Here is a 25355-nt window from a genome sequence, read left to right as displayed (position 1 = left end):
GGCGCCCCCCCCCCCCCCCCCCCCCCCGCTCGGCGTGTCACCGCCGTCCGTCCGGGTCGGAAGGTCCGGACCTGGTCGATGAACGCACGGTCACGGCCCACCTCGACGACCGGCCCTCCCCACTCCGGGCCCGCCGGTCAGCAGACCGCCGCCGACGGCGGCCGAGGCCGGCAGCCCGGTCGTCCACGCGACGCGCGGACAGCGAAGTGACTCACCGGTAGGGTGGCGCACAGGAACAAGCCGACGGGGAGCGGAGCGCGGATGAGCGGCGACGGGACGGGCTTCTTCGAATCGGTGGCGGACACGGCCGCGAAACTGGCGCGGACGGGCTACCTGGCCTCAACCGCGGTGGCCACCACCGTCTTCCTGGCCGACCGCCTGGGCAAGCCGCTGCTCGTCGAGGGGCCTGCCGGGGTCGGCAAGACCGAACTCGCCAAGGCGGTGGCCGAAGTCGGCCGGGCCCGGCTGGTCCGGCTCCAGTGCTACGAAGGCATCGACGAGGCCCGCGCCCTGTACGAGTGGAACCACGCCAAGCAGTTGCTGCGGATCACCGCCGGCCGGGACGAGAGCTGGGACCAGGCCCGCGGCGACATCTTCGGCGAGGAGTTCCTGCTCCCCCGGCCGCTGCTGACCGCCATCCGCGGCGACGAGCCGACCGTGCTGCTGATCGACGAGATGGACAAGGCCGACGTCGAGGTGGAGGCCCTGCTGCTCGAGGTGCTCGGCGACTTCCAGATCACCGTGCCCGAGCTGGGCACCGTCACCGCGAGCCGCCGGCCCTTCGTCCTGCTCACCTCCAACGCCACCCGCGAGCTCTCCGAGGCGCTGCGCCGCCGCTGCCTCTTCCTCCACCTCGACTACCCGGATGCCGAGTTGGAGCGCCGGATCGTCCGGCTGAAGGTGCCGGGCCTGGACGCGGCGCTCGCCGAGTCGCTGGTCCGGGTGGTCGGAGCGCTGCGGGCGATGGACCTGCGCAAGGCCCCGTCGGTGGCCGAGACCATCGACTGGGCCCGCACCCTGCTGGCGCTCGGCGCGGACACGCTGGACGAGGCGATGGTCCGGGACACCCTCGGGGTGATCCTCAAACACCAGGACGACGTACGGAAGGCCGCGCAGAAACTCACCCTGGCGTGAGCGCTCCCCCGGCCGGCGACACCTCCGCACGCCTGACGGCGTTCGTCCGGGCGCTGCGCGGCCACGGGCTGCGGACCGGTCCGGCCGAGACCGTCGACGCGGCGGCGGTGCTCGACGTCCTCGGCCTCGACGACCGGGAGCAGGCCAGGGCCGGCCTGGCCGCCGCGCTCCTGCGCTCGGCCGGGCAGCGGGCGGTGTTCGACGCCACCTTCGACCTGTTCTTCCCGCTCGGCGTCGGCGCACCGGAGGCCGCCCGGGCCCACCCGCCGACCGACCCGCGGCAGGGCCCCGGAGCGCGGCAGGACCAACAGCGGGACCCACGCCGAAACCCGTACCAGGAGGTGCGCGAGGGCCTGCGCGAGCGCCTCGCCGCCGCCCTCGCCGCCGACGACCGGGCGGCCCAGGCCCGGCTGGCCGGCGAGGCGGTGGCCGCGCTCGGCCGGTACGGCACCGGCGCCACCCCCGGCTCGGACGGCTGGTCCGCCCACCAGACGCTCAGCCGCCTCGCGCCGGAGACCCTGCTCGCCCGCGTCCTGGCGGCCCTGCGCGACGGCACCGCCCCGGACTTCTCCGACCGTCTCCTCGCCGACGAGGTCCGCCGCCGCGTCCAGGACTTCCGCGCCCTGGTCGGCACCGAGGCCCGTCGCCGGGTGGCCGAGCTGCGCGGCGCCGAGCGGATCGCCGAGCGCGCCGTCGCACCCAGCGCCGACCGGATCGACTTCCTCGCCGCCGGCCGCGACCAGCTCGCCGAACTGCGCCGCACCGTACAGCCGTTGGCCCGCAAGCTGGCCACCCGGCTGGCCGCCCGGCGCCGCCGGGCGGCCCGGGGGCGGATCGACCTGCGCCGCACCCTGCGCCGCTCGCTCGGCACCGGCGGGGTGCCGCTGCGCCCGGCCTACCGGGTGCGCAGGCCGGCCCGTCCGGAGCTGGTGCTGCTCTGCGACGTCTCCGGTTCGGTCGCCGGGTTCGCCGACTTCACCATGCTGCTGGTGCGGGCGATGAGCGACCAGTTCAGCAGGGTCCGGGTGTTCGCCTTCGTCAACCGCACCGCCGAGGTGACCGGTCTGCTCTCCGGCGGCGACGGCGATCCGGCGCTGCTGGCCCGGCGCATCCTCACCGAGACGAAGGTGATGGGCCACCACGGCAACAGCGACTACGGCTCCGCCCTGGGCGAGTTCGCCGAGCACCACCTGGACGCGGTCGGCCCGCGCACCGGCGTACTGATCCTCGGCGACGCGCGGAACAACCACCGCGACCCCAACCTGCCCGCGCTGCGCCGGATCGCCGGGCGGGCCCGACGGGTGTACTGGCTCAACCCGGAGCAGCCCTCGCTCTGGGGGGCGGGCGACTCCGCCGCACCGGCCTACGCGGAGGTGGTGGAGATGCACTCCTGCCGCAACGCCCGCCGGCTGGGCGAGCTGATCGCCCGGCTGCTGCCGGTCTGACGCCTGGTCACGGCAGCCGCCGGGCGCGTCCGGTTCAGCCGTCCAGTTGCCCCAGGAAGTCCAGCAGCGCGGCGGTGACCTCGGCCGGCCGCTCCTGCTGCGTCCAGTGGCCGGTGCCCGGCAGGGTGACGTGCCGGTGCAGCCGGGGCGCGAAGCGCTCCAGGGCCGTCCGCATCCGGTCCGGTCCGACCAGCGCGTTCACCATGTCCTGCTCACCGACCACGTACAGGGCGGGCACGGTGATGGCGAGGCCGCCGAAGGGCGCGAGCAGCTCGTTGTTGCGGTCGATGTTGCGGTACCAGTTGAGCGGGCCGGTGAAGGCGTCTCCGCCGTGCCCGGCGTAGTCGGCCGCGAAGGCCTCGATGTCGTCCTTGGTCAGCCAGTCGGGCAGGTGCTCCGGCTCGGGGACGGTGTCCAGCAGCCGCTGCCCGGCCGGGACGACCCAGGGGCGCGGCCGGCCGGAGCCGCCTCCGGAGCCCCTGCCCAGGATGCGGCGGAAGGTGGACCGCACGTCCTCGGCGAGTTCGGCGTCGGCGACGCCCGGCTGCTGGAAGTAGATCTGGTAGAAGCCCTCGCCGTAGTTCTCCCGGGCCTGGCGCAGCGGGGGCAGCCCGCCGGGCAGCAGCGGTGGCACGCTCAGGCCGGCCACGCCGCGCACCAGGTCGGGGCGGAGCAGCGCGGTGGTCCAGGCGACGGGTGCGCCCCAGTCGTGGCCGACCACCACCGCCCGCTCCTCGCCGAGCGCGTGGATCAGGGCGGTGACGTCGCCGACCAGGTGGAGCAGGGTGTAGGCGTCGGCATCGGCCGGCTGCTCGCTGCGGGCGTAGCCGCGCTGGTCAGGGGCGACGACCCGGTAGCCGGCCGCGGCGAGCGGGGCGAACTGGTGCCGCCAGGAGTACCAGCTCTCCGGGAACCCGTGCAGCAGCAGGACCAGTGGTCCCTCGCCCTGCTCGGCGATGTGGAGCCTGACACCGTTCACCTCGACGTGGCTGTGTTCGACCGCGTTGTCCACACCCGCTCCTCAGGTCGTCACCGGGCCGGACCCCGTCCGGCCGTTCGCTGACGACCCTGCCCAGCGGCGTCGCCCGGGAATCCCCGGGCCCGGGGCGCCCCGCCGTCCGGCCGGCCGGGTGCGGCCGGACGGCGGGGCGGCTGTCACGGCTTCAGCCGGTAGGCGCGCAGCACGGTCTGCTGGACCGTGCCGCCGTCGGCGTCCTCGGCGGCCGTCCTCAGCGAGACGAAGGGGCCGGCCCCGGCGGGCGGGGTGACGGTGATCCGGTGGACGCCGTCGGTGGTGGTGACCGGGGCGTCCTGCCAGCCGGCGCCGTCGTCGAAGGAGACCTGGACGGTGAGGCGCTTGGTCCTGGCGGCGGGCGCGCCGGCCTGCCGTTCGACCTTGGCGGTGAGGGTGTGCCGGTCCCGCGGCGCCTGGTTCTCGGCGTTGACGGGGGCGTTGAAGCGGACGACGCCGATCGGCAGCGGGGCGGTGCGCGGGGCGCCGCCCGGTCCGGGGGCGACGGCGGCGGAGCGGAACGTCCAGACCGCCTCGACGGTGCCGGAGAGCGCCCAGGGCTCGGCCCGGGTTCCCCTGGCGGTCAGCCGGTAGGCGGAGTCGGCGGCCGGGAGGGCGAAGTCGGCGGCCGGCTGGTCGCTCGCGCCGATCCGCTTGCCGTCCCGCTCCAGTTCGAGGTGGACGGTGTCGTCCAGCAGGTCGGGCAGCGGGGAGCCGTAGTGGCCCGGGGCGGCGTCGGTGAACAGCTGCGGGAAGACGGTGAGGGTGCCGTCGCTGCCGCGGGCGACGGCGGGCGCGCCGTTCTTGACGGGGGCGAGGCCGGGGCCGGTCACGGCGGCGTTCCACCGCTCGACGCAGGTGGCACCGGCCGCGCAGAGCACGGTGCCGCTCTGGGTGACGGCCGACGGGTAGTACTCGCCACCGGGGCCGGTCCGCTGGCCGAAGGACGTCTCGCGCCGCTGGTCGCGGACGGTGACGTACTCGGTGCGGGCCGCGGGCAGGGCGAAGTCGGGTTCGACGATGGAGAGTCCGCCGATCCCGCCCGCCTCGGCGTAGCTGCTCAGGCTGCCGGCGGTGCCGGGCGCCGACGCGTAGTAGACGGTCTTCAGGCTGGCGAGGTCGCCGCGGCCGACCGTGAAGGCGGGGTCGGGCAGCGGTCCGGTGGTGTGCAGCAGCAGGTCGTAGCGGTCGGGCAGCGGTCCGGTGCCGGTCGCCGGGCCGTGCTGGATGCTCTGGACGGAGAAGTCGAGCGTCCCGGTCGTGATCCGGCCGCCGGGGATGACGTACAGGTTGCCGGGCCGGGCGATCATCAGGGCGACGTCCGTGCAGTCGCCGTCCTTGACGGCCCGGTAGCAGTAGCCGGCCGAGAGCGAGTACGGCGTGGCGCGCCGGTCCGGCACGGCGACGGTGATCTGGCGTCCCTGGCGGGCGTCCAGCGTGAGCAGGCCGTCGCGGCGCAGCTCGATCTCGGGCTGGAGGAACATGGTGCTGGTCGGCTTGACGCCGTCGGCGCCGGGGGTGACCAGCTTGCCGCCCAGGTTGTAGCGGCCCTCGGGGACGGTGGCGGTGGCGGTGCCGTTGTCGAAGGTCAGGCCGTACGACTCGTGGGTGTCGAGGTCCAGCAGCCGGACCTGGGAGGCGCCGTTCTCCCGGTCGCCGGGGCCGACGGGTGCGCCGTTGCGGTCGACGGCCTGGACGGTGACGGTGTGCCGGACGGCCTCCCGGCTCACCGCGTACGCGGTGCCGACGGCGATGCCGCCGGGGGCGGTGCCGGCCAGCCGCCCGGTGAGCGAGGCGCCGGCCGGGACGCGGCCCGGGTCGACGGTGACGGTGGCCTCGGCGGTGCCGCCGGCCGGGACGGTCAGCCGGGCGGGCGTGACGGTGAACGCCCCGGCCGGGCCCGCGGCACCGGCGCGGTCGGTGACGGCGGCGGCCAGGTCGAGGGTGACCGGCGCCTGGCCGGGGTTGTGGTAGGTGACGGTGCGGGTCACGGCCGGGCCCGCGGGTGGGCCGTCGAAGTGGATCCCGGTGCCGTCGGCGGTCGCGTACACGCTCTGGCCGGTGGCGCGGGCGAGGTCGGTCAGTCCGGCGCCCTGCTGGTAGGCGCTCTGGCCGGCGGCCGGCCGGGCGGAGGAGGTGAGGGCGGCCTTGAGCTGTGGGCCCTTCCAGTCCGGGTGCTGCTGGGCGAGCAGCGCGGCGGCGCCCGCGACGTGCGGGGCGGCCATCGAGGTGCCGGAGATGGCGGTGTAGCGGTCGCTGACCGGGCTCTGGCCGTCGGTGCCGGCCGCCCGGGCGGCGACGATGCCCGTGCCGGGCGCGGTGAGGTCCGGCTTGACGGCGTGGTCGCCGGTGCGCGGGCCCTGACTGGAGATGCCGGCGAGGGTGCCGTCGCGGTCGACGGCGCCGACGGTGAGCGCGGCGTCGGCCGAGCCGGGGGTGCCGACGGTGCCGGCCCTGCCGCTGTTGCCGGCGGCGGCGACGAACAGGGTGCCGTAGCGGGCGGAGAGGGTGTTGACGGCCTGGGCCATCGGGTCGGTGCCGTCGGTGGGCGGGCCGGTGAGGCTGACGTTGACGATCGGCGCGCGGGCGGCGGCCCACTCCATGCCCTGGAGCACCCAGGACTCCTGGCCGTGGCCCTCGTCGTCGAGGACCTTGCCGACGAGCAGTTCGGCGTCGGGGGCGACGCCCTTGAAGCGGCCGTCGGAGGCGGCGCCGTCGCCCGCGACGATCGAGGCGACGTGGGTGCCGTGCCCGTCGCCGTCGGCGACGCCCGAGGGCTGTCCGGTGAAGTCGGAGGTCTCGCCGACCGAGCCGGCGAGGTCGGGGTGGCCCGCGTCGATGCCGGTGTCCAGCACGGCGACCTTGACGCCCTTTCCGGTCCAGCCGGACTGCCAGGCCTGCGGGGCGCCGATCTGCGCGGTGGAGCGGTCGAGCGCGGCGCCGACCTTGCCGTCCAGCCAGACCTTGTGCACTCCGCCGGGGGCCGACCCGGTGATGGACCGGCCGCTGGTGGACTGGCCGAGCTGTCGCCAGAGTTCGCCGGTCCGGCTCTTCTCCGCGCGCAGCGCGCTGCCGTGCACGCTGTCCAGCGCGCGGACCGCCTTGGTGCCCGCGGGCGGGGCGGCGGGGGCGAGGCTCTTTCCGCCCGCCGTGTCGTAGCCGACGATCAGCGGCAGGTCGGGGCTGTGCTCGTCGTCGTAGCCCTGGGCGACCAGCCCGGCGATGTCGAACAGCCGGGGGTCGAGGCGGCCCGCGCGCAGCGGCTCGGCGGCGTCCTGCGGGATGAGCCCGAGCGTGCCGAAGGGGCCGGGCTCCTGGCTGAAGGTCAGTTCCTCGCGGCCGGTGCCGGGCTTGACGGCGACGACCGTCACCGTGCCGTCGGCGCCGATCCGGGCGGTGACCCGGTCGCCGGTGATCAGGGTGACGTGCACCAGGCGGCCCGGTGCGGTGCCCGGGTGCTCCCCGGCCGGTGCGGGTGCCGCCGAGGCGGCCGGGGTGACCGCCGTGGCGGCCAGCACCGCGCCCAGTACGGCGGCCGTCCACCGGCCCGCCGTCCGTATGCCTTGCATTCATATCCTCTCGGTCGGGCGGCGCCCTCGGTTCGGGTGCCGCTCACTGGTCCTGCCGAGGGATCGACGGAAGTGCCGGGGCCGGAGGATGTCCTGGGGCGGCAGAAAAAATCCGAAAAGATTTTCGTGGTCCGGTGTCATCCCCCGGGGTGGCCGGCTCCGTCGGAGTGATCAGAGACGAACGGAGGGCGTGCGCTGTGCGTACCGCAGACCTGGAGGAATTCCGCGGCTTCGCCGAGGACCGGTTGCCGCACCTGCGGCGGACCGCGTACCTGATGTGCGGTGACTGGCACCACGCCGAGGACATCACGCAGACGGCGCTGGCCAAGCTGTACGCCGTGTGGGGAAAGCGGCACCGGATCGACAACCTGGAGGCCTACGCCCACCGGGTGCTGACCCGGGCCTGCATCGACCACACCCGGCGCCGCTGGCGGCGCGAGGACCCGACCCCCGAGCTGCCCGACCGGGCCGGCCCGGGGACGGACCCCTCGCTCGGCCTCCAGATCCGGGCCGCCCTGGCCGCCCTGCCGCCGCGTCAGCGCGCGGTGGTGGTGCTGCGGTTCTGGGCGGACCTGGACATCGCGGCCACCGCCAAGGCACTCGGCTGCACCGCCGGCACCGTCAAGAGCCACAGCGCCCGGGCCCTCGTCCGGCTGCGCGAACTGCTCGGCGAGACCGACCCGTTCGGCGAGCTCGCCACCACCCCCACCCCACTGAAGGAAGCCCTGTGAGAATCGACGACGCCCTGAACGAGCACGACGAGGTCCGGACCCTGCTGGCGGCCGGGCTCGGCGCCGAACCGCCGCTGCGCGCCGACACGGTCGGCGCGGCGGTCGCGGCCGGCCGCCGCCGGGGCACGCGGCGCCGCCTCGCCCGCGCCGGCGCCGGGGTGGCGGCCACCGCCGCGCTGACCGCGCTGGTGGTGGCCACCCCCGGCACCGGTGGGGCGCCCGCCGCCCCGGGCACACCGGGCCCGGCCGCCGTGGCCGCCGCCGACCCGCTGGCCGGGCCGCTGGTCCTGGCCGGCTCGGCCGGCGACGCCCCGCAGACGCTGCGCCCGGACTCCTTCGGCCCGGGCACCGGCCGCCCCACCGACTGGACCAGCCGGCAGCTCGGCGACGCACTGGCCGGGCTGCTCCCGTCCGGTGCCACCACCGTGCGCGAGGGCGACATCCCCGGCCGGACCTTCCGGGTGGACTGGGACGGCGGCACCGGCCCGGTGGAGTTCATCGGCGGCGCCGACCGCACCGCCGACGCGCCGAAGGTCCCGTTCTGCGCCCGGATCGCCCTGCCGAAGGTCACCGCCCGGCCCGGCGTGCCCGCCCCGGCGGACGTGGTGCCGACGAACGACTGCCAGGTGGTCGAACTCGCCGACGGCGCCCGGGCGGAGACGGTCACGCTGACCTTCCCGCAGGACGGCCGCGGCTCGCAGTACGTCCGGGTGCAGCGCGCCGACGGCCGGACGGTCACCCTGCAGCAGTGGACCGCCCGCCCGGAGGCCGCCCTGGAGACCGCCGCCCTGCTGGCGATCGCCAACGATCCCGCCTGGCGGTTCTGAGCGGTCGGGGTGTCCGGGCCCGCGCCCGGACACCCCGGCCCTGCCGGTCCGGCCGTCGCCGCCGCTACTGGTCCCGCGCGGCCTGGGCGAGCTTCTCCCGGGCGTCGGCCAGGTCCTCCTCGGTGGGCGCGTCGTCCTGGGTGAGCCGGTGCCGCCAGTACCCGGCGAACTCGACGGACGGCCTGGCCAGCCCGCGCTCCTCCACCAGATGGCGGCGGAGCGCGCGGACGGCGGCGGCCTCCCCCGCCAGCCAGGCGAACGGTGTGCCGCCGGGCAGGTCGGCGGCCCGGACGGCGGCGGTCAGCGGTCCGCCGGGGGCGGCGCCGTCGCGGTGCAGCCAGTGGACGGTGAGGTCGGCCCGGCTGTCCAGCCGCTGCCGCTCGGCCTCCTCCGCGACCTCGATGAACGCGACCGCCCCGGTGCCCGGGGGCAGGGCCTCCAGCAGGGTGCCGATCGCGGGCAGCGCCGTCTCGTCCCCGGCGAGCAGTACCCAGTCGGCCTCGGCGACGGCGGTGGCGAGCGGGACGGGCCGGGCGTAGAGCTCGGACGGCCCGACCATGCCGAGCCGGTCCCCGGGCCGGGCGCGGCGCGCCCAGGCGGCGGCCGGGCCGCCGTCAGGACCGCTGTCCGGGCCGGAAGCCGGCCCGCTGTCCCCGTGCAGGACGAAGTCGATCTCCAGCAGCCTGGTACCGGGCCGGCGGCGGCGGACGGTGAAGCTGCGCAGCCAGGGCCGCTCGGCCTCGGGGACCGCGAGACAGGCCCGGTACCAGCCCATCGGGTCCTCGCTCCGTGCCGGGAGGACGGGCTCGGCCTGGCCCTCCCGGGGGAAGCAGAGTTTCACCTGCTGGTCCGGCAGCCGGCCGACGGTCTCGTCGAGGGTCTCGGCCTCGAAGGTGACCCGGGCCATCCGCGGAGTGAGCCGCTCGACCTGGGTGACCTGGATGAACGTGACGGGCAGTAGCACTGTCGAACCCTCCGGTTCCGTTCCACCGACTGATAACCTTACGCCATAAGGAGTTACCTCGACCGAGGATACTTTACGGCATAAGGAGTTGCCACCGTGGTCGTCTTCGCCGGACAGGGCGACGCCCGCCGCTCGATGTCCCTGCTCTGGCGCGCGCCGGACCGGCCCCGCACCGGGCGCAGCGGCCCCAAGCCCGGCCTGAGCGTGGACGCGATCGTGACGGCCGGCCTCGCGGTGGCCGACGCCGAGGGGATGGGCGCGCTGTCGATGCGCGCGGTCGGCGAGCGGCTGGGCCGCACCGCCATGGCCCTGTACACCTACGTGCCGGGGAAGGCCGAACTGGTCGATCTGATGCACGACCGGGCACTGGCCGAACTGCCCACCGACTACGACCTCGCCGCCGGCTGGCGGCCCGCCCTCACCACCTGGGCCGAGGACCTCTTCGCCTGCTGTCTGCGCCACCCCTGGATGCTCCAGGTCTCGCAGGCCCGCCCGGTGCTCGGCCCGTCCGAACTGGGCGCGATGGAGACGGTGCTGCGGATCCTGCACGGGACGGGCCTGGAGCCCCGGCTGCTGCGAGGCGTGGTCAGCACGCTCTGGCAGTTCGTGCGCGGGATGGCGCAGGTCGCCGCCGGCACCCGCGCGGCCGCCTCCGCCACCGGGGTGCCCGACGAGGAGTGGTGGTCCGCCCGGTCCACCCAACTCGCCGAACTCGCACCGGACTTCGCCGATCGCTTCCCCTTGCTGACCGCCCTGGAGAGCGGCGCCGCCGCCCCCGCGGCGGAGGACGGCGGCTACCTGGAGGGCCAGACCAGGGAGAGCTTCCGCACCGGCCTCGCCGTCCTGCTGGACGGGGTCGAGACCGCGGTCACCCGGCCGGACGGACGCTAGCGTGCCCGGCCGATCCGCCCGGTGACGACGGCCAGGGCGGTGCCCAGCACCACCAGCACGGCGTACCCGGCGGTCTCGTGACCGCCCGGGACCAGGTAGCGGACGAAGCCGAAGAGGCGGAAGCCCCCGAGGTGGTCGGAGAACAGGCCGCTGATCCCTCCGACGACGAGGGCGAAGCTCACGAAACCGAGCAGATTCTTCATGCCCCTGAGCCTAGAGACCCAGGTCAGCGCCGGTATCCGACTTTCGGAGCGACCTGCCGCCACCAAAGTCGCGCACCCGGCGGGCACCCGCGGCAGCGGAGAGCAGCGCGGGAGCGGCCGCCAGGGCGAAGCAGAGCGGCAGCGGCAGCCGGCCGACCAGCAGGCCGACGGTGGCGGTGCCGCCCGCCGAACCGGCGTTGAAGGCGGTGTTCACCCAGGCACCGGCCCGGGTGCGGGCCTGCGGCGCGGCCGCCTCGTCGGCCAGCAGATAGGCGGTGGTGACGGCGGGTGAGACGAACAGCCCGGCGAGGGCGACGGCCGCGGCCAGCGCCGGCAGGTTAGGCGCCAGCCCCGCGCCCGCCAGCGCCAGGCCCAGCCCGGCGGCCAGCAACGGCAGCCGGGCCCGGTTCGGGGCGGACCAGGTGACGGCGCCGTAGGCGAGACCGCCGACGGCGCTGCCAGCCGAGAGCGCCGCCAGAATCCAGGCCACCGCCCCGGCCTGGCCGCGCGCCTCCGCGAAGGCCACCACCATCAGGTCCAGCGCGCCGAGCGCCAGCCCGGTCGCGGCCGAGGCGAGCACCGCCCGGCGCAGCGCTCCCCCGCCGCCCGGGCGCTCCCCGGACACGGCCGGCCCGGTCCCGTCCACCTCCCGCGCGACGGGGGTGGAGACCAGCGCCAGGGTGCCGGCGAGGACGAGTCCGGCACCCGCCGCCACCGCGGCCGCCGGACCGGCGACCGTGAGCAGCAGACCCACCAGCAACGGGCCGCTGACGAACAGCAGTTCCTCGGCGACGGTGTCCAGGCTGTACGCGCGCTGGAGCAGTGCCCGGTCCGGCAGCAGCCGGCGCCACAGCGTCCGCATCACCGGCCCGAGTGGCGGGGTGCAGGCACCGGCGGCGACCACCAGAGCGCCCGTCAGGACCGGCGGCGCGCCCGGCCGCCAGGTGGCGCAGGCCACCAGGGCCAGCAGCCCGGCGTACAGCGCGGCCATCGGCGGCAGCGCGCGCCGGGGACCGTACCGGTCGACCAGGGCGGCCCGGGTCGGCGAGAGGAAGACGCTGGTCAGCCCGAACAGGGCCAGCACGGTGCCGGCCACCGCGTAGGAGCCGCCGGAGTCCCGGACGGCCAGCATCATCGCGAGCGGGACCATCCCGTACGAGAGCCGGCCCAGCAGGGCGGCGCCGAAGGTGCGGCGGGCGTGCGGGGTCCGCAGGACGGCGGCGTAGGAGGGGGTGTGCGAAGACCGCGAAGACGAAGGCGGCGAAGACTGCGAAGACAAGGAGACGTTCCTCGGCGGAGGCGGGCAGGGCGGGGCCGTACCCGAAGGCGTGCGGGGACACCGGAGCGCCGTGCCCGGCGAGGGGGCACGGTCGTGGCGGGTCCACTACGCACGGGGGAGGAACATGCCCGGTACCGTACCAGGCCCGCCGTCCGCCCCGGCAGCCCGGGGCGGACAGCGGCAGGGTCCCTAGGGAGCAGCGCCCCGGGGAGGGGCCCGGACGGAGCAGCGGGCCGGGCGGGCGGACGGCCACGCGGGTACGTTCGCCGTGTGCAGCAGATGTCCTCCCAGGTCAGAAGGCTGGCGGCGGTTTCCGTCGGCCCGGCGCTGGTACTCGCCGCCGTGGCTCCGGTCGCCTCCGGGCAGGACTCGGCCACCGTGGTCGGCGGCGAGCGGCTGGCCCGCTCCACCGTCCAGGTGGCGCCGCTGGCCGGGGCGCCCGCGCTGCCGTCGACGCTGACCGGGCGGTCCTGGCTGGTGGCCGACGCGACGAGCGGGGAGGTGCTGGCGGCGCGCGACGCCCATCTCCCGATGCCGCCCGCCAGCACGCTGAAGATGCTGTTCGCGGACACCGTGCTGCCCCGGCTGGACCGGTCGCTGGAGCACAAGGTCACGTCGGCCGAGCTGGCCGGACTGGGCCCGGGCAGCAGCCTGGTCGGCATCAAGGAGGACCTGCCGTACCGGGTCGAGGACCTCTGGCGGGGCGTGTTCCTCAGCTCCGGCAACGACGCGGTGCACGTGCTCGCCCATCTGAACGGCGGCCTCGCCCTGACCGTCGCCCAGATGCAGGACCGCGCCGAGGCGTTGCAGGCCCGGGACACCCATGTGGTCTCCCCCGAGGGTTACGACCAGGACGGCCAGGTGTCCTCGGCCTACGACCTGACGCTGTTCGCCCGGGCCGGCCTGCGCAACAAGGACTTCCGCACCTACTGCTCCACCCGCACGGCCCGTTTCCCGGGCGGGGTGGACAAGCTGACCGGTCTGCGCACCTCGTTCGACATCGCCAACACCGACCGGCTGCTGGGCAGGTACCCCGGGCTGATCGGGGTGAAGAACGGCTACACCACCAACGCCGGCGCCACCTTCACCGGGGCCGCCGTACGCGGCGGCCGCACCCTGCTGGTGACGGTGATGCACCCGGAGTCGCAGCAGCAGGTGTACGACGAGGCGGCGAGCCTGCTCGACTGGGGGTTCGCGGCGGCGGGCCGGGTCGAGCCGGTCGGCCGCCTGGTGGACGAGGCCGGTGCCGACGCACCCGCCTCCTCCGCCCCGGCCGGGGTCCTGCCGCGCGCGATCCGGCAGGCCGACCACGCGCTCGGCCCGGGCGGCTGGACGGCGGTCGCCTTCTCCGTGGCCCTGGCGCTCTGGGCCTCGGGGCGCGCGCTGGCCCGCCGCCGGCACGGCGCCCCGGCCGTCACCGAGACGGCGGTCACCGAGACCGCCGCTGCCGGAACCGCCGCCGAGGCCGTGACGCCGTCCCTCCCCCTCACCCGGGCGGAGGTCACCGCCCTCGGCGGCTCGACGGTGGTCGGCGGCGGCCGTCGCCGACCGGGTCGGCGGGCCCGGACGCTGCTGGTGTCGGCCCGCCGCCGGCTGCGCGCCCGTCGGCACCGCTGACCGGCCAGCGGCCGTCGGCCCCCGGTGGTCCGACCGCGGGCGCACGGTGCGGGCCGCCCCCGGCCGTGGCGGGACGCCGGGCCGATGACGCCTAGACTTCCGGCCATGAGCGCCGCCACACCCCCCAGCCCGCAGGAGAGGCTCGAACGCCTCGTCCGGCTCTCCGCCGGGAGCTACCTGCTCGTCACCACGTACAAGAAGGACGGCACCGGCGTGCCGACCCCGGTCTGGGTGGTCCGTGACGGCGACGCGCTCGGCATCTGGACCGTCGCGGACTCCTGGAAGGTCAGGCGGATCCGCAACCGCGCCGACGTCCTGGTCGGCCCGTGCGACGTCCGGGGCAACCCGACCGGCGAGCAGTACCCGGCCACCGCCGAGATCCTCGGCCCCGAGCGCACCGCCGCCTACCGGACGCTGCTGCGCCAGAAGTACGGACTGCTGGGCGTGCTCACCCTGCTCGGCAGCCGGCTGCGGCGCGGCGAGCGGGCGACCGTCGGCATCCGGCTCACCCTGACGGACTGAGGGTACGCTCCACCCGCATGACCCCGCCCTCCTGGCTCGTCCCGCACTGGCCGCTCACCCTCACCACACCGCGTCTGACGCTGCGCCCGCTCGCCGCGCCCGACCTGCCGGCCCTCGCCGAGCTGTGCCGCGACCCGGAGGTCCGGCGCCACCTCGGCGGCCCGGTGCCCGAGGAGCGGATCGCCGTCCGGCTCGCCGCCGCCGAGGGGGCGCCGGGCGCCTTCGCGGTCACGGCCCGCACGGACGGCCCACGCCCGGAGGCCGGACCGCTCCTGGGACTGGTCAGCCTGGACGCCGACCACCGGGCGGCCGGACGCACCGAGCTGAGCTACCAGTTCCTCCCCCGCCACCAGGGCCGCGGCCAGGCCCGCGAGGCGGTGGCCGAAGCCGTCCGCTGGGCCGTCGCGACCGCCCCGGCAGGGTGGCCGGTGGTCGCCGTGACCCAGGCCGCCAACACCCGCTCCCGGTCACTGCTGGAACACCTCGGCCTCCGCCCCGCCGAGCGGCTCACCGAGTACGGCGAGCCGCAGGTGCTGTACATCCTCCCAGCGCCTGGCGACAGTTGACCCTCCGTCAGGTAGTGGACCGGGCGGCGGGCCGTCCGCCGCGCGGCTCTTCGAGGTCCACGGCCACCGGTCCGGCCCCGATCCGTGCCGCGCGGGCCGGTCATGATTCCCGGCTCTGTCGAAGATCTTGTGATGCTCGGGGTGCTCGACAAATGGAGTAGACGCCCCAGGGATACTGCTTGTCATGGCCGTCACCCAGCAGCTTGCCCGAGTCTCGGTGGAGTATCTCGAAGCCTGTCGAACGCGCGCCGAGGAGTCGTCCGATGGCGATCATCAGTGGGACCCGCCAGCGGCTGACAGCCTCGACCTGGACTGGGCCCCGTCAATGCTTGCCCGCGTGTGCGAGATCGCGGGAGTTGACGACTCCCGCCTCGCTGGGCTCAGGCGGGCCACCGACGGCGGCGCGGTGCTGGATGTCGGCTTCCTCGCTGACCCGCACATCGGGCCCTTCGGGCCCGCGCCGGCAGCCCTCGCGCCTTTCGAAGTCGAGCGAGTCTCCGACCTGGTCACAGGGATCGACTTCCAGGCCGCTCTGGCGGCGCTGCCGTCCGACGATCATGCGGCAGGGGCGCTGATCGCCGCTGAAGATGGCTTTCGAGGGCTCAGAACGTATCTGACGGTCCATTTCGACGCGCTTCGCGAGTTCTATGCGGAAGCCTCGAAGCGGGGCCTTGCCGTCGTCTTGTGGTGGGACTGATCTCCCGGGTCGACTGGTGACCGCTCGCTGACTTGCCCGAAGGAGTGGGTGAATCAGTCCCCGAGGAGTATCCGTCGGCGGAGAAGGTCGAGGTTGGCGCGGCCGTAGTCCTTGCGCTTGATCAGCTTAAAAGTTACGTGGAATCTGCCGGGGATGATCATGTCTCCTCGGTGTAACCACGGACTTGGGAGATGGCTTGAGCGGCACGATGGTGCTGACGGAGAAGTGGCCGGTGCTGGGCCGACATGAGCAGGCAGCGGCCTGGTTGGAGATCTGGACCGATCTCGGGCATGCGCCCCGCACGATCGACGCCTACGCCCGCGGAATGGCCGAGTACCTGCTGATGTGCGAGCGGGAGACTGTCGACCCAGTCACCGCGAACCGCGCGCATATCGCCTTCTGTGTAAGGGAGTTGACATCGCGGCCGAGCCGTCGCGGTGCGAACGTCGTCTTGTGGACGGTCACGCGATTCGGCTCTGTCGAAGATCTTGTGATCGGACCCGTGTCTGCCAGGTGGCATGACGGGTTGTCACTGGTGTGGTTCGCGAAGTATTGAGGCTGTTCTTCCTCATTTGTCTGCTGTTGTAGTCGAGTGCGTACAGCAGTCGGCCGCCGAGATCGTCCTTCATGCCCATGCGCGTGCGGCTGGTGGCGTGTGCCCGCAGTGCCGAAGATCGTCGCGGCGCGTGCACGGTCGCTCTGTCCGTCGTCTGGCGGATGCGGCGATCGGGGGCCAGTCGGTGGTCGTCGAGCTGCTGGTCCGCCGCTTCCGCTGCCTGAACACCGCTTGCGCTGCGGTGACGTTCGCAGAACAGATCGAGGGGCTGACCTCCCCGCACGCCCGCAAGACCCCGCTACTTCGGTCGATCCTGACGCCCGTCGCCTGCACGCTCGCTGGCCGTTCCGGTGCACGCTTTGCCGCACTGCTGGGTATCCGCGTTGCGAAAGACACCCTGCTTCAGCTGCTTCGCTCAATGCCCGAGCCACCAGCAACTCCAGTGCGAGTACTAGGGGCTGATGACTTCGCGCTACGTAGAGGCGACTCGTATGCCACCGTGTTGGTGGACCTGGAAGCGCGTCGACCGATCGACGTGCTGCCGGGCCGGGAGGCCGGACCCCTGGCCACCTGGCTGGCCGAGCACCCGGAGGTCGAGATCATTTGCAGGGACCGGGCCGGCGCCTACGCGGACGGTGCCAGAACCGGCGCACCGCAGGCCGTCCAGGTAGCCGACGGCTGGCACCTCTGGCGAAACCTGGCGGAGGCGGTCGAGAAGACCGTCGGCTCACACCACTCCTGCATCCGTTCCGCGTTCGCCGCGAGTCGGCCCGAAGAGCCGGGCCTGTCGGATGCTGCCGCCCGGCCCTTCAACCCTCCAGATGGGATACGCGATGTCCTCGGTCTCCCGAGGCGCCTGGTCGCCCGCACCAGGGAACGCTATGCGGCGGTGCAGGAACGACTGGCCGACGGCAAGTCGCTGGCCGCGATCGGCCGGGAGCTCCGGCTGGACCATTCCACCGTGCGCCGCTTCGCCCGCGCTGGCGAAATCGACGAGCTGCTCGTCAAGGCGGTCAACCGGCAGTCCATCCTCGACAAGTACAAGTCCTACCTGCACCAACGCTGGAATGAGGGCTGTCACGACATTCCCCTGCTTCACCGTGAACTCCGGGAACTCGGGTTCCCCGGAGGCGTCCAGACCGTCCGCCGCCACCTCCGGGAAGCCAAGCAACACGGCCTCCCATCGGTATCTCGGCCCGTCCCGAGGCCCCGCCGAGTGGTCCGCTGGATCATGACCGACCCAGCCCGCCTCACCGCCGACGACGCTCAGGAGCTCAAGGAGATCCGGGCCGACTACCCTCACCTCGATGCCACGGCCGGGCACGTCCGAGACTTCGCCGCCATGCTCCATGACCGACGCGGCGACCTGCTGCCCGAGTGGATGACCCGAGTTCTCGCCGACGACCTTCCAGCTCTCCACTCCCTGGTCACTGGCCTCCGCCGCGACCAGGACGCCGTCGCCGCGGGACTGTCCAGCACCTGGAGTTCGGGCCAGGTCGAAGGCCATGTCACGCGAATCAAGCTCCTCAAGCGCAAGGGCTACGGCCGTGCCAACCTCGACCTGCTCCGTCGGCGCATACTCCTCGCACCCTGACCCAGTCCGCTCCAGATCGCAAGATCGCTCCCGTCGTGCCGGGCTGTCGGACGCATGGGCGAAGATCTGCGTCATGACGGTGACTGCTGCTGACTACCTGTGGTTCGAGGACAGATTCCCAGACCTGGCCGAGGCGTACTGCTTCACGCTCGTGAACGACCTTGCGCCCTCCGAACTGCTGCAACGCCTCAAGGGGCAAGAACACCCCGCGCTGTCCGGAGTGACAGCAGTCGTCGAGGCCGCCTACGACCTGGGCGATACGCAGCAGCTGGTCGCGATGGCCGGCCTCGGCTCGTGGACCTTGATGATCGAGCCGAACGGCTATCTCGGTGTCAGCGAGGAATGGGCTTTGCCGGCCTCTGCTGGAACCACCTGGATCTCGCACTTCTGCAACGTCAACGGCTTGGACTCGTTCCTCTGGGCCGAGGATGCCGCGATGCGCTTGGCCTTCGAGCCGATGTTCCCCGACTCCCGTTGGGGCAACACCCCCGATGACCAACTGGAGAGGATGCACCGCGTCGGCTTCCACTTCGGCGCCGACGAGCCGGAGATCGACCAGTCGGTGGCCGCGGCCTTCGCCCTCGCGGACGCGATGACCGAAGTTCGTCTGACGCCGGGGTTCCTTGAGACAACCACATTCACCTGCGGGTCTGTCAAGATCCGCTGATTCCAGCAGGGCCTTGCCCACAACATCGAGGTTCTGCACGACTCTGATCACAAGATCTTCGCCAGAGCCTGATTCCCCTCCGCCAATAATAGCTCGCCATCAATACGATCGTATGGGTTACGATCACTTTCAAAGCGGCGGACAGCGGCGGACGGAGTGCACGATGAGGATCCTGGCTCTCGGCGGCCCCGGAGCGATGGGGGCCGTAGCGGTCCGCGTGGCGGCCGGGCTCCCCGGCGTCACCGAGATCGTGGTGGCCGACAGAAACCTCGACGCGGCCCGGGCACTGGTCCGTCGGCTCGCCGGCACCGGAGGCACGCCGATGCGGGCGCTCACGGTGGACGTGACCGACGACGCCGCGCTGCGGGCCGCGCTCGACGGTGCGGACGTCGTCCTCAACACCGTCGGTCCGTACTACCGCTTCGGCATGACCGTGCTGCGGGCCGCGATCGCGACCGGAACCCACTACCTGGACATCTGCGACGACTGGGAGCCGACCCTGCGGATGCTCGACCTGGACGGGGAGGCCCGGGCCGCCGGGGTCTGCGCCGTGGTGGGCATGGGCGCCAGCCCCGGGGTCAGCAACCTGCTGGCCGCCCGCGCCGTCCGGCGGCTGGACCACCTCCAGGACCTGTACACCGCCTGGCCCGTCGACGTCTCCGGCAGCGGGGACGACGAACAGCTGAGCGACCCCGATGGGCGCCCCGGCGCGGCCGCCGTGCACTGGATGGAGCAGATCAGCGGGGACGTGGCGGTGGTCAGCGGCGGGCGGCTCGTCCACCGACGGCCGCTGCTGCCGGTCACCCTCGCCGTCCCCACCGGACGCTCCGGCACGGCCTACACCGTCGGACATCCCGAGCCGGTCACCCTGCACCGCAGTTTCCGTCCGGCCGGCGAGGCCGCCAGTCTCATGGTCGTCACCCCGGGCACGGTGGCCTACCTCGACGTCCTGCGCCGCGACATCGACGCCGGAAGACTCACCAACGAGACCGCCGCGGCCGACCTGGCCAAACCCTCACCGCTTCGCACACTGCGGGCCACGGCGGGTGCCGTGGCCCGCAAGGGGCCCGGGTCGCTGCCGCCGTTCTTCGCCGCCGCGACGGGCTCCCGCCACGGCCGCCCGGTCACCGTTCTGGCCCGGCTCGCCGATACACCCGGCGCCTCGGCGCTGATCGACGACATGGCGGAGGCGACCGGGATCCCGCTGGCGCTGGGGCTCGCGCAACTGCTGGACGGCACCGCCCGCCGCCCCGGCGTCCACCCGCCGGAGACCGCCATCGACGCCGAACGCTTCTTTCTCGATCTGGCGCGCCACGTGCCCGCCCTTCCCGGTGGCGCCGGCCCGCTCGACGGCGTGGCCATCGACGTGACCCCGATCGGGTGAAGCAGGAGACACGAGTCCCGAACCGGGAGAAGTCGCCACGCCCCCACCACCGGCGTCGACCTGGCCGGACGGGCCGTCCGCCGCGGTGCGGCGGCGCGGGTTCCGGCCGGACAGCCCGCTGGGACGCGCCTTCCCGAGCTGAGACGATCACCAGGACCGTACGAACGACCGCAGGAGTGGGGAACATGACCGGTCTGGTGCTGCTCGGCGTCCTGGCGCTCGTCATCGGAGGGTGCGCATGTGTGGTGTGGGCGGAACGCGGCGGGCCCCGCTGGGTCCGCGCCGTGGCGGCCGTGACGCTCGCCGCGGGCTCGCTGCTGCGCCGCTCCGGGAAGAACCGGCGCCGGAGCCTGAACCGGAGCTCCGGCGACGGCGACGGCGGTGACTAGGAACGTCCTTCGGCACGCCCCGAACCGGGCCGCCCGCGCTTCGCGCGGGCGGACGCCGACTCCGACGACCTCGTCCCGCGCGGATCAGGCGAGGTTCTTCTCCAGGGCCGCGAGGTAGTTGCGCATGAAGTGGTCGCGCACACCGTCGCCGGCCGGGGCGAACGCGTCGGCGGTCAGGCCTTTCGCCCGGTCGGCGAGACCGCCGGCCAGGCTCATCGAGTCGTGCATCCTGCCCGCGGAGTCGATGTACTTGAGCGTGTCGACATGGGTGAAGGCGGGCTCGGGCGGCAGCTGCGGAACGATGTCGTTGTTGTTGACGAAGCGGTACATCCGGTCCTTGAAGCCCTGGTTGCAGGCGGCGGCCAGGGTGCGGTCGCAGGTGCGGGGCTGGCCGAAGGTGTAGACACCGTCCGCCCGCAGGCGCGGCTCCTCCAGGTACATGCGCGCTCCGACGAGCATCGCCAGCGCGCCGCCGAGGCTGTGGCCGGTGAACCAGACACTCTGACCGTCCGTGCGCAGTTCGGCGAGCGTCTTCCGGACGTCGGGGAAGACGGATTCGAGGGCCTCGGCGAAGCCGTAGTGGACGTAGCCGGTCCGGGCGGGGCCGGGCCAGGGCGGGGTGGTGGCGTCGGAGAGCCAGTCCCGGATCTCCCGCGGTTCGGTGCCCCGGAACGCGGTGACGATCATGTAGTCGCCGGCCATCGTGTAGGCCTGGGTGTCCTCGAGCGGGAAGGGCGGCGTGAAGCCGGTCCGGTGGTGGCGCACCGTGGTGAAGCCCCAGGCGCGGGCCTGCTCCTCGATGGTGTCCTCGTCCTTGTAGGCGAGGTCGGCGGCCCTGGCCAGCCAGTAGGCCTGGGAGAGGCTGTAGCCCTCGGCGTGGTGGTCGACGGCGGTGGGCACCGGCATGGTGCGGCTCCTTCTCGAAACTCCGGTCGGCACCGCTCCGAGCAGGCCGACGGCACGGGTGTCGCCCCCTGTCGTACCGGCCCGAGCCCGTCGGCCTCGGCCACCGCGCCCCGCGCATCACCCGAAAGGCCACAGGCGGCCGACCGTCTGCCGGAGAGACCCGGCCCACCGGTCGTCCGTCTGCCCACCCGCCGCGCCACCGGGACGGCACCGGCGGTTCCGGTTGTCGTCAGCGAGCAGCGGGGGTTGACTTCCGGTCAATCGAAGGCCGAAACCCTCTTCTGAGCACCAATCAATCCCCAAAGGCGACTGGGGCGTTCGAAGACATGCCATCCTTAGTGCCATGTGAGGCGTGAAATTTCACATTCCACTAATACTCCTGGAAGAGGACCTGATGAAGCGCACCCTCGCCGCCGCCCTCGTCGGCGCCGCCGCACTCACCACCCTGGGCACCGCAACGGCCTCGGCCGCCCCCCTCACCACCTCGACCCCCACGACCACGTGCGCCGCCGGCTTCGCCGGAGTCCTGGCGACCACGATCTGCGCCGACGTCACCGACAACCAGGTGAAGTTCTACGGCTTCGCCGACACCGACCCCCGCTGGTCGGCCCGTCAGGTGGCGTTCAGCCTCTCCGGCTCCGTGGTGGGCGGCGCCTCGCTCGGCACCCTCAACACCAGCGTCCTGGTCCCGCGCGGCGGCACCCGCGTCGGCGACGTGACCGGCACCGCCCCGTGCGGCTCCAGCGTCACCGGCGAGTTCAAGGTCACCGAGTGGGGCTGGGCGCCGTCCACCGCCACCGTGACCGTCCCGGTCACCTGCTGACGGCACGCCCGCCACCCGGGCCGGCCCGACGGCGGCCGGCCCGGGTGATCCCCCCGGGGGGGGGGGAAGCGCGAGTCGGCGTCGCCGTTCCAGGAGAGGACCGCGAGCGGCCCGTGCCGGTCGTCCTGCGGGGACCGTCCTGGCGCGCAGATCACCGAGCAGTGGCAGCGCAGTGGACGACCCCGGCCGGCCCGACGGGGTGCCCCGGAGCGTACGGCGCGGCCGTCCGGCGTACCGCAGGCCGGCGTCCGTCCGTCGGGCGCGGGCCGCAGGCGGGCCGGCGCTAGCGTCGCGGGCATGGAGATTCTGGTCACCGGCGGTGCCGGTTTCATCGGGGCGGCGGTCGTGCGCGGGCTGGTCGCGGCCGGGCACACGGTTCGGGTGCTGGACGCGCTGCTGCCCGCCGTTCACCCCGAGGGGCGGCCGCCGGACCTGCCGGACGGGGTGGCCTTCCATCGCGGGGACGTACGGGACGCTTCCTCGGTGGAGCAGGCGCTGGCGGGGGTGGACGCGGTCTGCCACCAGGCCGCGATGGTCGGCCTGGGGCTGGATCTCGACGACGCGCCGGAGTACGTGGGCTGCAACGGCCTGGGGACGTCCGTGCTGCTCGCGGCGATGGCCCGGGCCGGGACGCGCCGGCTGGTGCTGGCCGGCTCCATGGTGGTGTACGGGGAGGGCCGGTACCGCTGCCCGGACCACGGTGACGTGGCGCCCGGCCCACGCCGCCCGGTGGACCTGGACGCGGGGCGGTTCGAGCCGCCCTGTCCGCGGTGCGGCGCCGCGCTGCTGCCCGGCCTGGTCAACGAGGAGGCTCCCGGCGACCCCCGCAACGTGTACGCCGCGACCAAGCTCGCCCAGGAGCATCTCGCCGCGTCCTGGGCCCGCGCCACCCGGGGGTCGGTGCTGACGCTCCGCTACCACAATGTCTACGGACCGGGGATGCCGCGTGACACCCCGTACGCCGGGGTCGCCTCGCTGTTCCGTTCCGCGCTGGCCCGGGGTGAGGCGCCCCGGGTGTTCGAGGACGGACGGCAGCGCCGGGACTTCGTCCACGTGGCCGACGTGGCGGCGGCCAACCTGACCGCGCTGGAGGCCGTCGGCACCCGGCCCCCGGGCACCGTCCGGGCGTACAACGTGGGCAGCGGCGGCGTGCACACGGTGGGCGAGATGGCCGTCGGGCTGGCGGCCGCGTACGGCGGCCCGGCGCCGGTGGTGACCGGCGAGTACCGGCTCGGCGACGTCCGGCACATCACCGCGGACTCCACGCGGCTGCGCGCCGAGCTCGGCTGGCGGCCGCGCGTCCCGTTCCACGAGGGCATGGCGGAGTTCGCCGCAGCACCTTTGCGGGTCTGAGCGGTCCGGCGGCCGGGGTACCGGGAGGGCGATCGCGGAGCGGCGGCCCCCGGCGGGGTGGTGGTCCCGTCACCGGCGGCCACGGCGGCAGGCCCCGTTCGGGCTCCGTCAGATCCGCGCGATCCGCCGAACGGTTCAACGGACGACCCCGGTCGGCGCCACGTTGGACCTCCGTCAGGAGCGGGTGCGGCCGGGACGGACCCCACCGCCGTTAGCGTGGCCGGCGTGACCTCTCCCCACTCACTCTCCGTCGATGTCGTGCTGCCGTGTCTCGACGAGGCCGCGGCCCTGCCCTGGGTACTCGGGCGGATTCCCCCGGGCTGGCGGGCCGTCGTGGTGGACAACGGCTCCCGGGACGGCTCGCCCGAACTGGCCCGCTCCCTGGGCGCGACCGTCGTCGAGGAGCCCCGGCGCGGCTTCGGCGCCGCCTGCCACGCCGGGCTGTCGGCGGCCACCGCCGAACTGGTCTGCTTCCTCGACTGCGACGGCTCGCTCGACCCCGCCCAACTCCCCCTGGTCACCGGGCCCGTGGCGGCCGGAACGGCGGACCTCGTGCTCGGCCGCCGCCGTCCCGCCACCTGCGGGGCCTGGCCGCTGCACGCGCGCCTGGCCAACACCGTCCTGGCCCACCGGCTGCGGGCCCGCACCGGAGCGCCGCTGCACGACCTCGGCCCGATGCGGGCCGCCCGCCGCGAGCGGCTGCTGGCCCTGGGCCTGGGCGACCGGCGCTCGGGCTACCCGCTGGAGATGGTGCTCGCCGCCTCGGCGGCCGGAATGCGGATCGCCGAGACCACCGTCGACTACCTTCCGCGCTCCGGCCGGTCCAAGGTCACCGGCACACTGCGCGGCACCCGGCAGGCGGTACGCGACATGAGCGCCGTACTCGCCGCTCCCCCGCCGACCCTGCTGGTGATCGCCAAGGCCCCGGTGCCTGGCCGGGTGAAGACCCGGTTGACCCCGCCCTGCACGCCGGAGCAGGCGGCCGGCCTCGCCGAGGCGGCGCTCACCGACACCCTGCACACGCTGTCCACCGTCCCGGCCGGGCCGCGCCTGCTGGTCCTGGACGGCGAGCCCGGCGCCTGGCTGCCACCCGGGTGGCGAGTGGTGCCGCAGCGTGGTGGCGGGCTCGACGAGCGGCTCGCGGCGGCCTTCGCACACGCCGCCCGGCTCGCCCCCGCGGCACCCGCGCTGCTGGTCGGGATGGATACCCCACAGCTCACCGCGCCGATGCTGGCCGAGCCGCTCTCGGCGGTCCGCCGGGCCGGGGTGGACGCCTGGTACGGCCCGGCGGCCGACGGCGGCTTCTGGGCCCTCGGCCTGGCCCGGCCCACGGAGCAGCTGGCCCGGCGTCTGCTGCTGGGCGTGCCGATGTCCACCCCCGGCACCGGCGCGGCCCTGCTCGAACGGCTCCATGGCGCAGGCCTCGTGGCAGCCCGGCTGCCCGAACTCACCGACGTGGACACCGCCCGCGACGCCCGCGCGGTGGCGGCGGCCGCACCGCACAGTCGGTTCGCCACACACCTGCGATCGATCCGCCTCACCCCCGAGGTGACCGGTTGAGCCTCGCCACCGCCTGGGTCGACGACCCCTTCGCCGAGGCCGTCCGCACCGGACGCGGACCGCTCTGGCTGCGCCTCGGCGACGGCGGGCGGATCAGCCTCGACATCGAACGCTGGTGCGCGCCCGCCGGCGGCGCGGACCACGGCCTCCTGCTGCGCTGCCTGCACACGTCCGCGCCGGTGCTGGACCTCGGCTGCGGGCCCGGGCGGCTGGTGGCCGCCCTGTCGGCCCTCGGCGTGCCCGCGCTCGGCGTCGACGTGACCGGCGCGGCCGTCGACCGCACCGTGGGGATCGGCGGTGCCGCGCTCTGCCGCTCGGTGTTCGACCGGCTGCCCGCCGAAGGCCGCTGGGGTGCCGCGCTACTGGCCGACGGCAACCTCGGCATCGGCGGCGACCCGGACACCCTGCTCCGGCGCTGCGCCGAACATCGCCCCGGTCGGCCTGTTGCTGGTCGAGGTCGAGGCAGAGGAGATCGACGAGCGCTGCACCGCGCGGGTCGAGGGCCCCGGTGGACGCCTCGGCCCGGCATTCGCCTGGGCCCGCCTCGGCGCGGCCGCCACCGCGCGGCGCGCCCGGGCGGTGGGGCTCGTCGAAACCGAGTGCTGGACGTCCCACGGCCGTCGCTTCCTCGCCCTGCGGAAGGCGGCCCCACCGGGTGAGCCGCCG

At 74.4% G+C, this 25355-nt stretch carries 24 protein-coding genes and 1 pseudogene; 19 read left to right on the top strand and 6 right to left on the bottom strand.

Annotation, left to right across the window (positions count from 1 at the left end):
- Positions 1-261: 261 nt before the first annotated feature.
- Both ACIP82_RS22210 and ACIP82_RS22205 read left to right on the top strand, forming a co-directional pair.
- Positions 262-1134 carry a MoxR family ATPase gene (locus ACIP82_RS22210; RefSeq protein ID WP_363615170.1) on the top strand — a complete coding sequence of 291 codons (873 nt, stop codon included), beginning with the start codon at positions 262-264 and terminating at the stop codon, positions 1132-1134.
- Complete coding sequence (locus ACIP82_RS22205; RefSeq protein ID WP_400655439.1) at positions 1131-2579, top strand: VWA domain-containing protein; 1449 nt, start codon at positions 1131-1133, stop codon at positions 2577-2579. Before ACIP82_RS22210 ends, ACIP82_RS22205 begins: the two co-directional genes overlap by 4 nt.
- Positions 2580-2613: 34 nt before the next feature.
- Here the strand turns inward: ACIP82_RS22205 and ACIP82_RS22200 are convergent, their stop codons facing one another.
- Together ACIP82_RS22200 and ACIP82_RS22195 are read right to left on the bottom strand one after the other, a co-directional pair.
- Positions 2614-3591: an alpha/beta fold hydrolase gene (locus ACIP82_RS22200; RefSeq protein WP_400655437.1), complete on the bottom strand. Its 978-nt coding sequence runs from the start codon at positions 3589-3591 to the stop codon at positions 2614-2616.
- 143 nt (positions 3592-3734) lie between these two features.
- Positions 3735-7160 carry a S8 family serine peptidase gene (locus tag ACIP82_RS22195; RefSeq protein ID WP_400655435.1) on the bottom strand — a complete coding sequence of 1142 codons (3426 nt, stop codon included), beginning with the start codon at positions 7158-7160 and terminating at the stop codon, positions 3735-3737.
- Between the two features lie 197 nt (positions 7161-7357).
- On the opposite strand from ACIP82_RS22195, the gene ACIP82_RS22190 reads away from it, so the two are divergent.
- Together ACIP82_RS22190 and ACIP82_RS22185 are read left to right on the top strand one after the other, a co-directional pair.
- A complete protein-coding gene (locus tag ACIP82_RS22190; RefSeq protein WP_400655433.1) occupies positions 7358-7891 on the top strand; it encodes a SigE family RNA polymerase sigma factor in 534 nt (177 codons plus the stop codon).
- Positions 7888-8718, top strand: coding sequence for a hypothetical protein (locus tag ACIP82_RS22185; RefSeq protein WP_400655431.1), 831 nt, complete (start codon positions 7888-7890; stop codon positions 8716-8718). The genes ACIP82_RS22190 and ACIP82_RS22185 overlap by 4 nt, the downstream gene beginning before the upstream one ends.
- A gap of 64 nt (positions 8719-8782) precedes the next feature.
- Here the strand turns inward: ACIP82_RS22185 and ACIP82_RS22180 are convergent, their stop codons facing one another.
- Entirely contained in the window at positions 8783-9682 is a 900-nt protein-coding gene (locus ACIP82_RS22180; RefSeq protein ID WP_400655429.1) for a siderophore-interacting protein, read from the bottom strand.
- A 96-nt stretch (positions 9683-9778) separates the two neighbouring features.
- Here ACIP82_RS22180 and ACIP82_RS22175 point away from each other — a divergent pair, with 96 nt between their 5' ends.
- Entirely contained in the window at positions 9779-10573 is a 795-nt protein-coding gene (locus ACIP82_RS22175; RefSeq protein ID WP_400655427.1) for a TetR/AcrR family transcriptional regulator, read from the top strand.
- On the opposite strand, the gene ACIP82_RS22170 is transcribed toward ACIP82_RS22175, so the two are convergent.
- The gene (locus ACIP82_RS22170; protein ID WP_363609941.1) at positions 10570-10776 is read right to left on the bottom strand and encodes a hypothetical protein; all 207 of its coding nucleotides are present in this window, start codon (positions 10774-10776) and stop codon (positions 10570-10572) included. The genes ACIP82_RS22175 and ACIP82_RS22170 overlap by 4 nt on opposite strands.
- A gap of 10 nt (positions 10777-10786) precedes the next feature.
- Complete coding sequence (locus ACIP82_RS22165; protein WP_400655425.1) at positions 10787-12055, bottom strand: MFS transporter; 1269 nt, start codon at positions 12053-12055, stop codon at positions 10787-10789.
- A gap of 279 nt (positions 12056-12334) precedes the next feature.
- Between ACIP82_RS22165 and ACIP82_RS22160 the strand changes: the two genes are divergently transcribed.
- The 9 genes from ACIP82_RS22160 (at position 12335) to ACIP82_RS22120 (ending at position 20047) form a co-directional block, all read left to right on the top strand.
- Entirely contained in the window at positions 12335-13672 is a 1338-nt protein-coding gene (locus tag ACIP82_RS22160) for a D-alanyl-D-alanine carboxypeptidase family protein (RefSeq protein WP_400655536.1), read from the top strand.
- Positions 13673-13777: 105 nt separating this feature from the next.
- Entirely contained in the window at positions 13778-14194 is a 417-nt protein-coding gene (locus ACIP82_RS22155; RefSeq protein ID WP_363609937.1) for a PPOX class F420-dependent oxidoreductase, read from the top strand.
- 17 nt (positions 14195-14211) lie between these two features.
- A complete protein-coding gene (locus tag ACIP82_RS22150; protein WP_400655423.1) occupies positions 14212-14760 on the top strand; it encodes a GNAT family N-acetyltransferase in 549 nt (182 codons plus the stop codon).
- 184 nt (positions 14761-14944) lie between these two features.
- The gene (locus ACIP82_RS22145; RefSeq protein WP_400655420.1) at positions 14945-15457 is read left to right on the top strand and encodes a DUF1877 domain-containing protein; all 513 of its coding nucleotides are present in this window, start codon (positions 14945-14947) and stop codon (positions 15455-15457) included.
- 196 nt (positions 15458-15653) lie between these two features.
- A complete protein-coding gene (locus ACIP82_RS22140) occupies positions 15654-16013 on the top strand; it encodes a hypothetical protein (RefSeq protein ID WP_400655418.1) in 360 nt (119 codons plus the stop codon).
- Positions 15976-17607, top strand: coding sequence for an ISL3 family transposase (locus ACIP82_RS22135; RefSeq protein WP_400655416.1), 1632 nt, complete (start codon positions 15976-15978; stop codon positions 17605-17607). The genes ACIP82_RS22140 and ACIP82_RS22135 overlap by 38 nt, the downstream gene beginning before the upstream one ends.
- Before the next feature lie 73 nt (positions 17608-17680).
- Positions 17681-18274 (top strand): DUF6461 domain-containing protein, encoded by a 594-nt coding sequence (locus ACIP82_RS22130; protein WP_400655414.1) that lies wholly within the window; start codon positions 17681-17683, stop codon positions 18272-18274.
- Between the two features lie 163 nt (positions 18275-18437).
- Complete coding sequence (locus tag ACIP82_RS22125) at positions 18438-19658, top strand: saccharopine dehydrogenase family protein (protein ID WP_400655412.1); 1221 nt, start codon at positions 18438-18440, stop codon at positions 19656-19658.
- A gap of 185 nt (positions 19659-19843) precedes the next feature.
- On the top strand, positions 19844-20047 hold the full coding sequence (locus tag ACIP82_RS22120) for a hypothetical protein (protein WP_363609931.1): 204 nt from the start codon (positions 19844-19846) through the stop codon (positions 20045-20047).
- Between the two features lie 84 nt (positions 20048-20131).
- Here the strand turns inward: ACIP82_RS22120 and ACIP82_RS22115 are convergent, their stop codons facing one another.
- Positions 20132-20953: a lipase family protein gene (locus tag ACIP82_RS22115; protein WP_400655410.1), complete on the bottom strand. Its 822-nt coding sequence runs from the start codon at positions 20951-20953 to the stop codon at positions 20132-20134.
- 352 nt (positions 20954-21305) lie between these two features.
- Between ACIP82_RS22115 and ACIP82_RS22110 the strand changes: the two genes are divergently transcribed.
- From ACIP82_RS22110 to ACIP82_RS22090, 5 genes and pseudogenes are all read left to right on the top strand, one after another.
- Entirely contained in the window at positions 21306-21776 is a 471-nt protein-coding gene (locus ACIP82_RS22110) for a hypothetical protein (RefSeq protein ID WP_400655408.1), read from the top strand.
- 297 nt (positions 21777-22073) lie between these two features.
- Entirely contained in the window at positions 22074-23129 is a 1056-nt protein-coding gene (locus tag ACIP82_RS22105; RefSeq protein WP_400655406.1) for an NAD-dependent epimerase/dehydratase family protein, read from the top strand.
- Between the two features lie 216 nt (positions 23130-23345).
- A pseudogene (locus tag ACIP82_RS22100) lies at positions 23346-24059 on the top strand (glycosyltransferase family 2 protein); the annotation flags it as partial.
- On the top strand, positions 24039-24689 hold the full coding sequence (locus ACIP82_RS22095) for a DUF2064 domain-containing protein (RefSeq protein WP_400655534.1): 651 nt from the start codon (positions 24039-24041) through the stop codon (positions 24687-24689). The pseudogene ACIP82_RS22100 and the gene ACIP82_RS22095, both read left to right, overlap by 21 nt.
- Positions 24686-25348 (top strand): SAM-dependent methyltransferase, encoded by a 663-nt coding sequence (locus ACIP82_RS22090; RefSeq protein ID WP_400655404.1) that lies wholly within the window; start codon positions 24686-24688, stop codon positions 25346-25348. Before ACIP82_RS22095 ends, ACIP82_RS22090 begins: the two co-directional genes overlap by 4 nt.
- The last annotated feature ends 7 nt before the right edge of the window (positions 25349-25355 follow it).

Source organism: Kitasatospora sp. NPDC088548 (assembly GCF_044753005.1).
Lineage (GTDB): Bacteria > Actinomycetota > Actinomycetes > Streptomycetales > Streptomycetaceae > Kitasatospora.
The sequence above is the reverse complement of the archived record's forward strand: the minus strand, read 5'-3'. Positions and strand labels throughout refer to the sequence as shown.

Excerpts from the sequence above, each read along its gene's own strand:
- ACIP82_RS22210 (WP_363615170.1), top strand. The coding sequence starts at position 262 with ATGAGCGGCGACGGGACGGGCTTCTTCGAATCGGTGGCGGACACGGCC.
- ACIP82_RS22195 (WP_400655435.1), bottom strand. The coding sequence starts at position 7,160 with ATGCAAGGCATACGGACGGCGGGCCGGTGGACGGCCGCCGTACTGGGC.
- ACIP82_RS22170 (WP_363609941.1), bottom strand. The coding sequence starts at position 10,776 with ATGAAGAATCTGCTCGGTTTCGTGAGCTTCGCCCTCGTCGTCGGAGGG.
- ACIP82_RS22160 (WP_400655536.1), top strand. The coding sequence starts at position 12,335 with ATGTCCTCCCAGGTCAGAAGGCTGGCGGCGGTTTCCGTCGGCCCGGCG.
- ACIP82_RS22155 (WP_363609937.1), top strand. The coding sequence starts at position 13,778 with ATGAGCGCCGCCACACCCCCCAGCCCGCAGGAGAGGCTCGAACGCCTC.
- ACIP82_RS22150 (WP_400655423.1), top strand. The coding sequence starts at position 14,212 with ATGACCCCGCCCTCCTGGCTCGTCCCGCACTGGCCGCTCACCCTCACC.
- ACIP82_RS22145 (WP_400655420.1), top strand. The coding sequence starts at position 14,945 with ATGGCCGTCACCCAGCAGCTTGCCCGAGTCTCGGTGGAGTATCTCGAA.
- ACIP82_RS22135 (WP_400655416.1), top strand. The coding sequence starts at position 15,976 with ATGACGGGTTGTCACTGGTGTGGTTCGCGAAGTATTGAGGCTGTTCTT.
- ACIP82_RS22130 (WP_400655414.1), top strand. The coding sequence starts at position 17,681 with ATGACGGTGACTGCTGCTGACTACCTGTGGTTCGAGGACAGATTCCCA.
- ACIP82_RS22125 (WP_400655412.1), top strand. The coding sequence starts at position 18,438 with ATGAGGATCCTGGCTCTCGGCGGCCCCGGAGCGATGGGGGCCGTAGCG.
- ACIP82_RS22120 (WP_363609931.1), top strand. The coding sequence starts at position 19,844 with ATGACCGGTCTGGTGCTGCTCGGCGTCCTGGCGCTCGTCATCGGAGGG.
- ACIP82_RS22115 (WP_400655410.1), bottom strand. The coding sequence starts at position 20,953 with ATGCCGGTGCCCACCGCCGTCGACCACCACGCCGAGGGCTACAGCCTC.
- ACIP82_RS22105 (WP_400655406.1), top strand. The coding sequence starts at position 22,074 with ATGGAGATTCTGGTCACCGGCGGTGCCGGTTTCATCGGGGCGGCGGTC.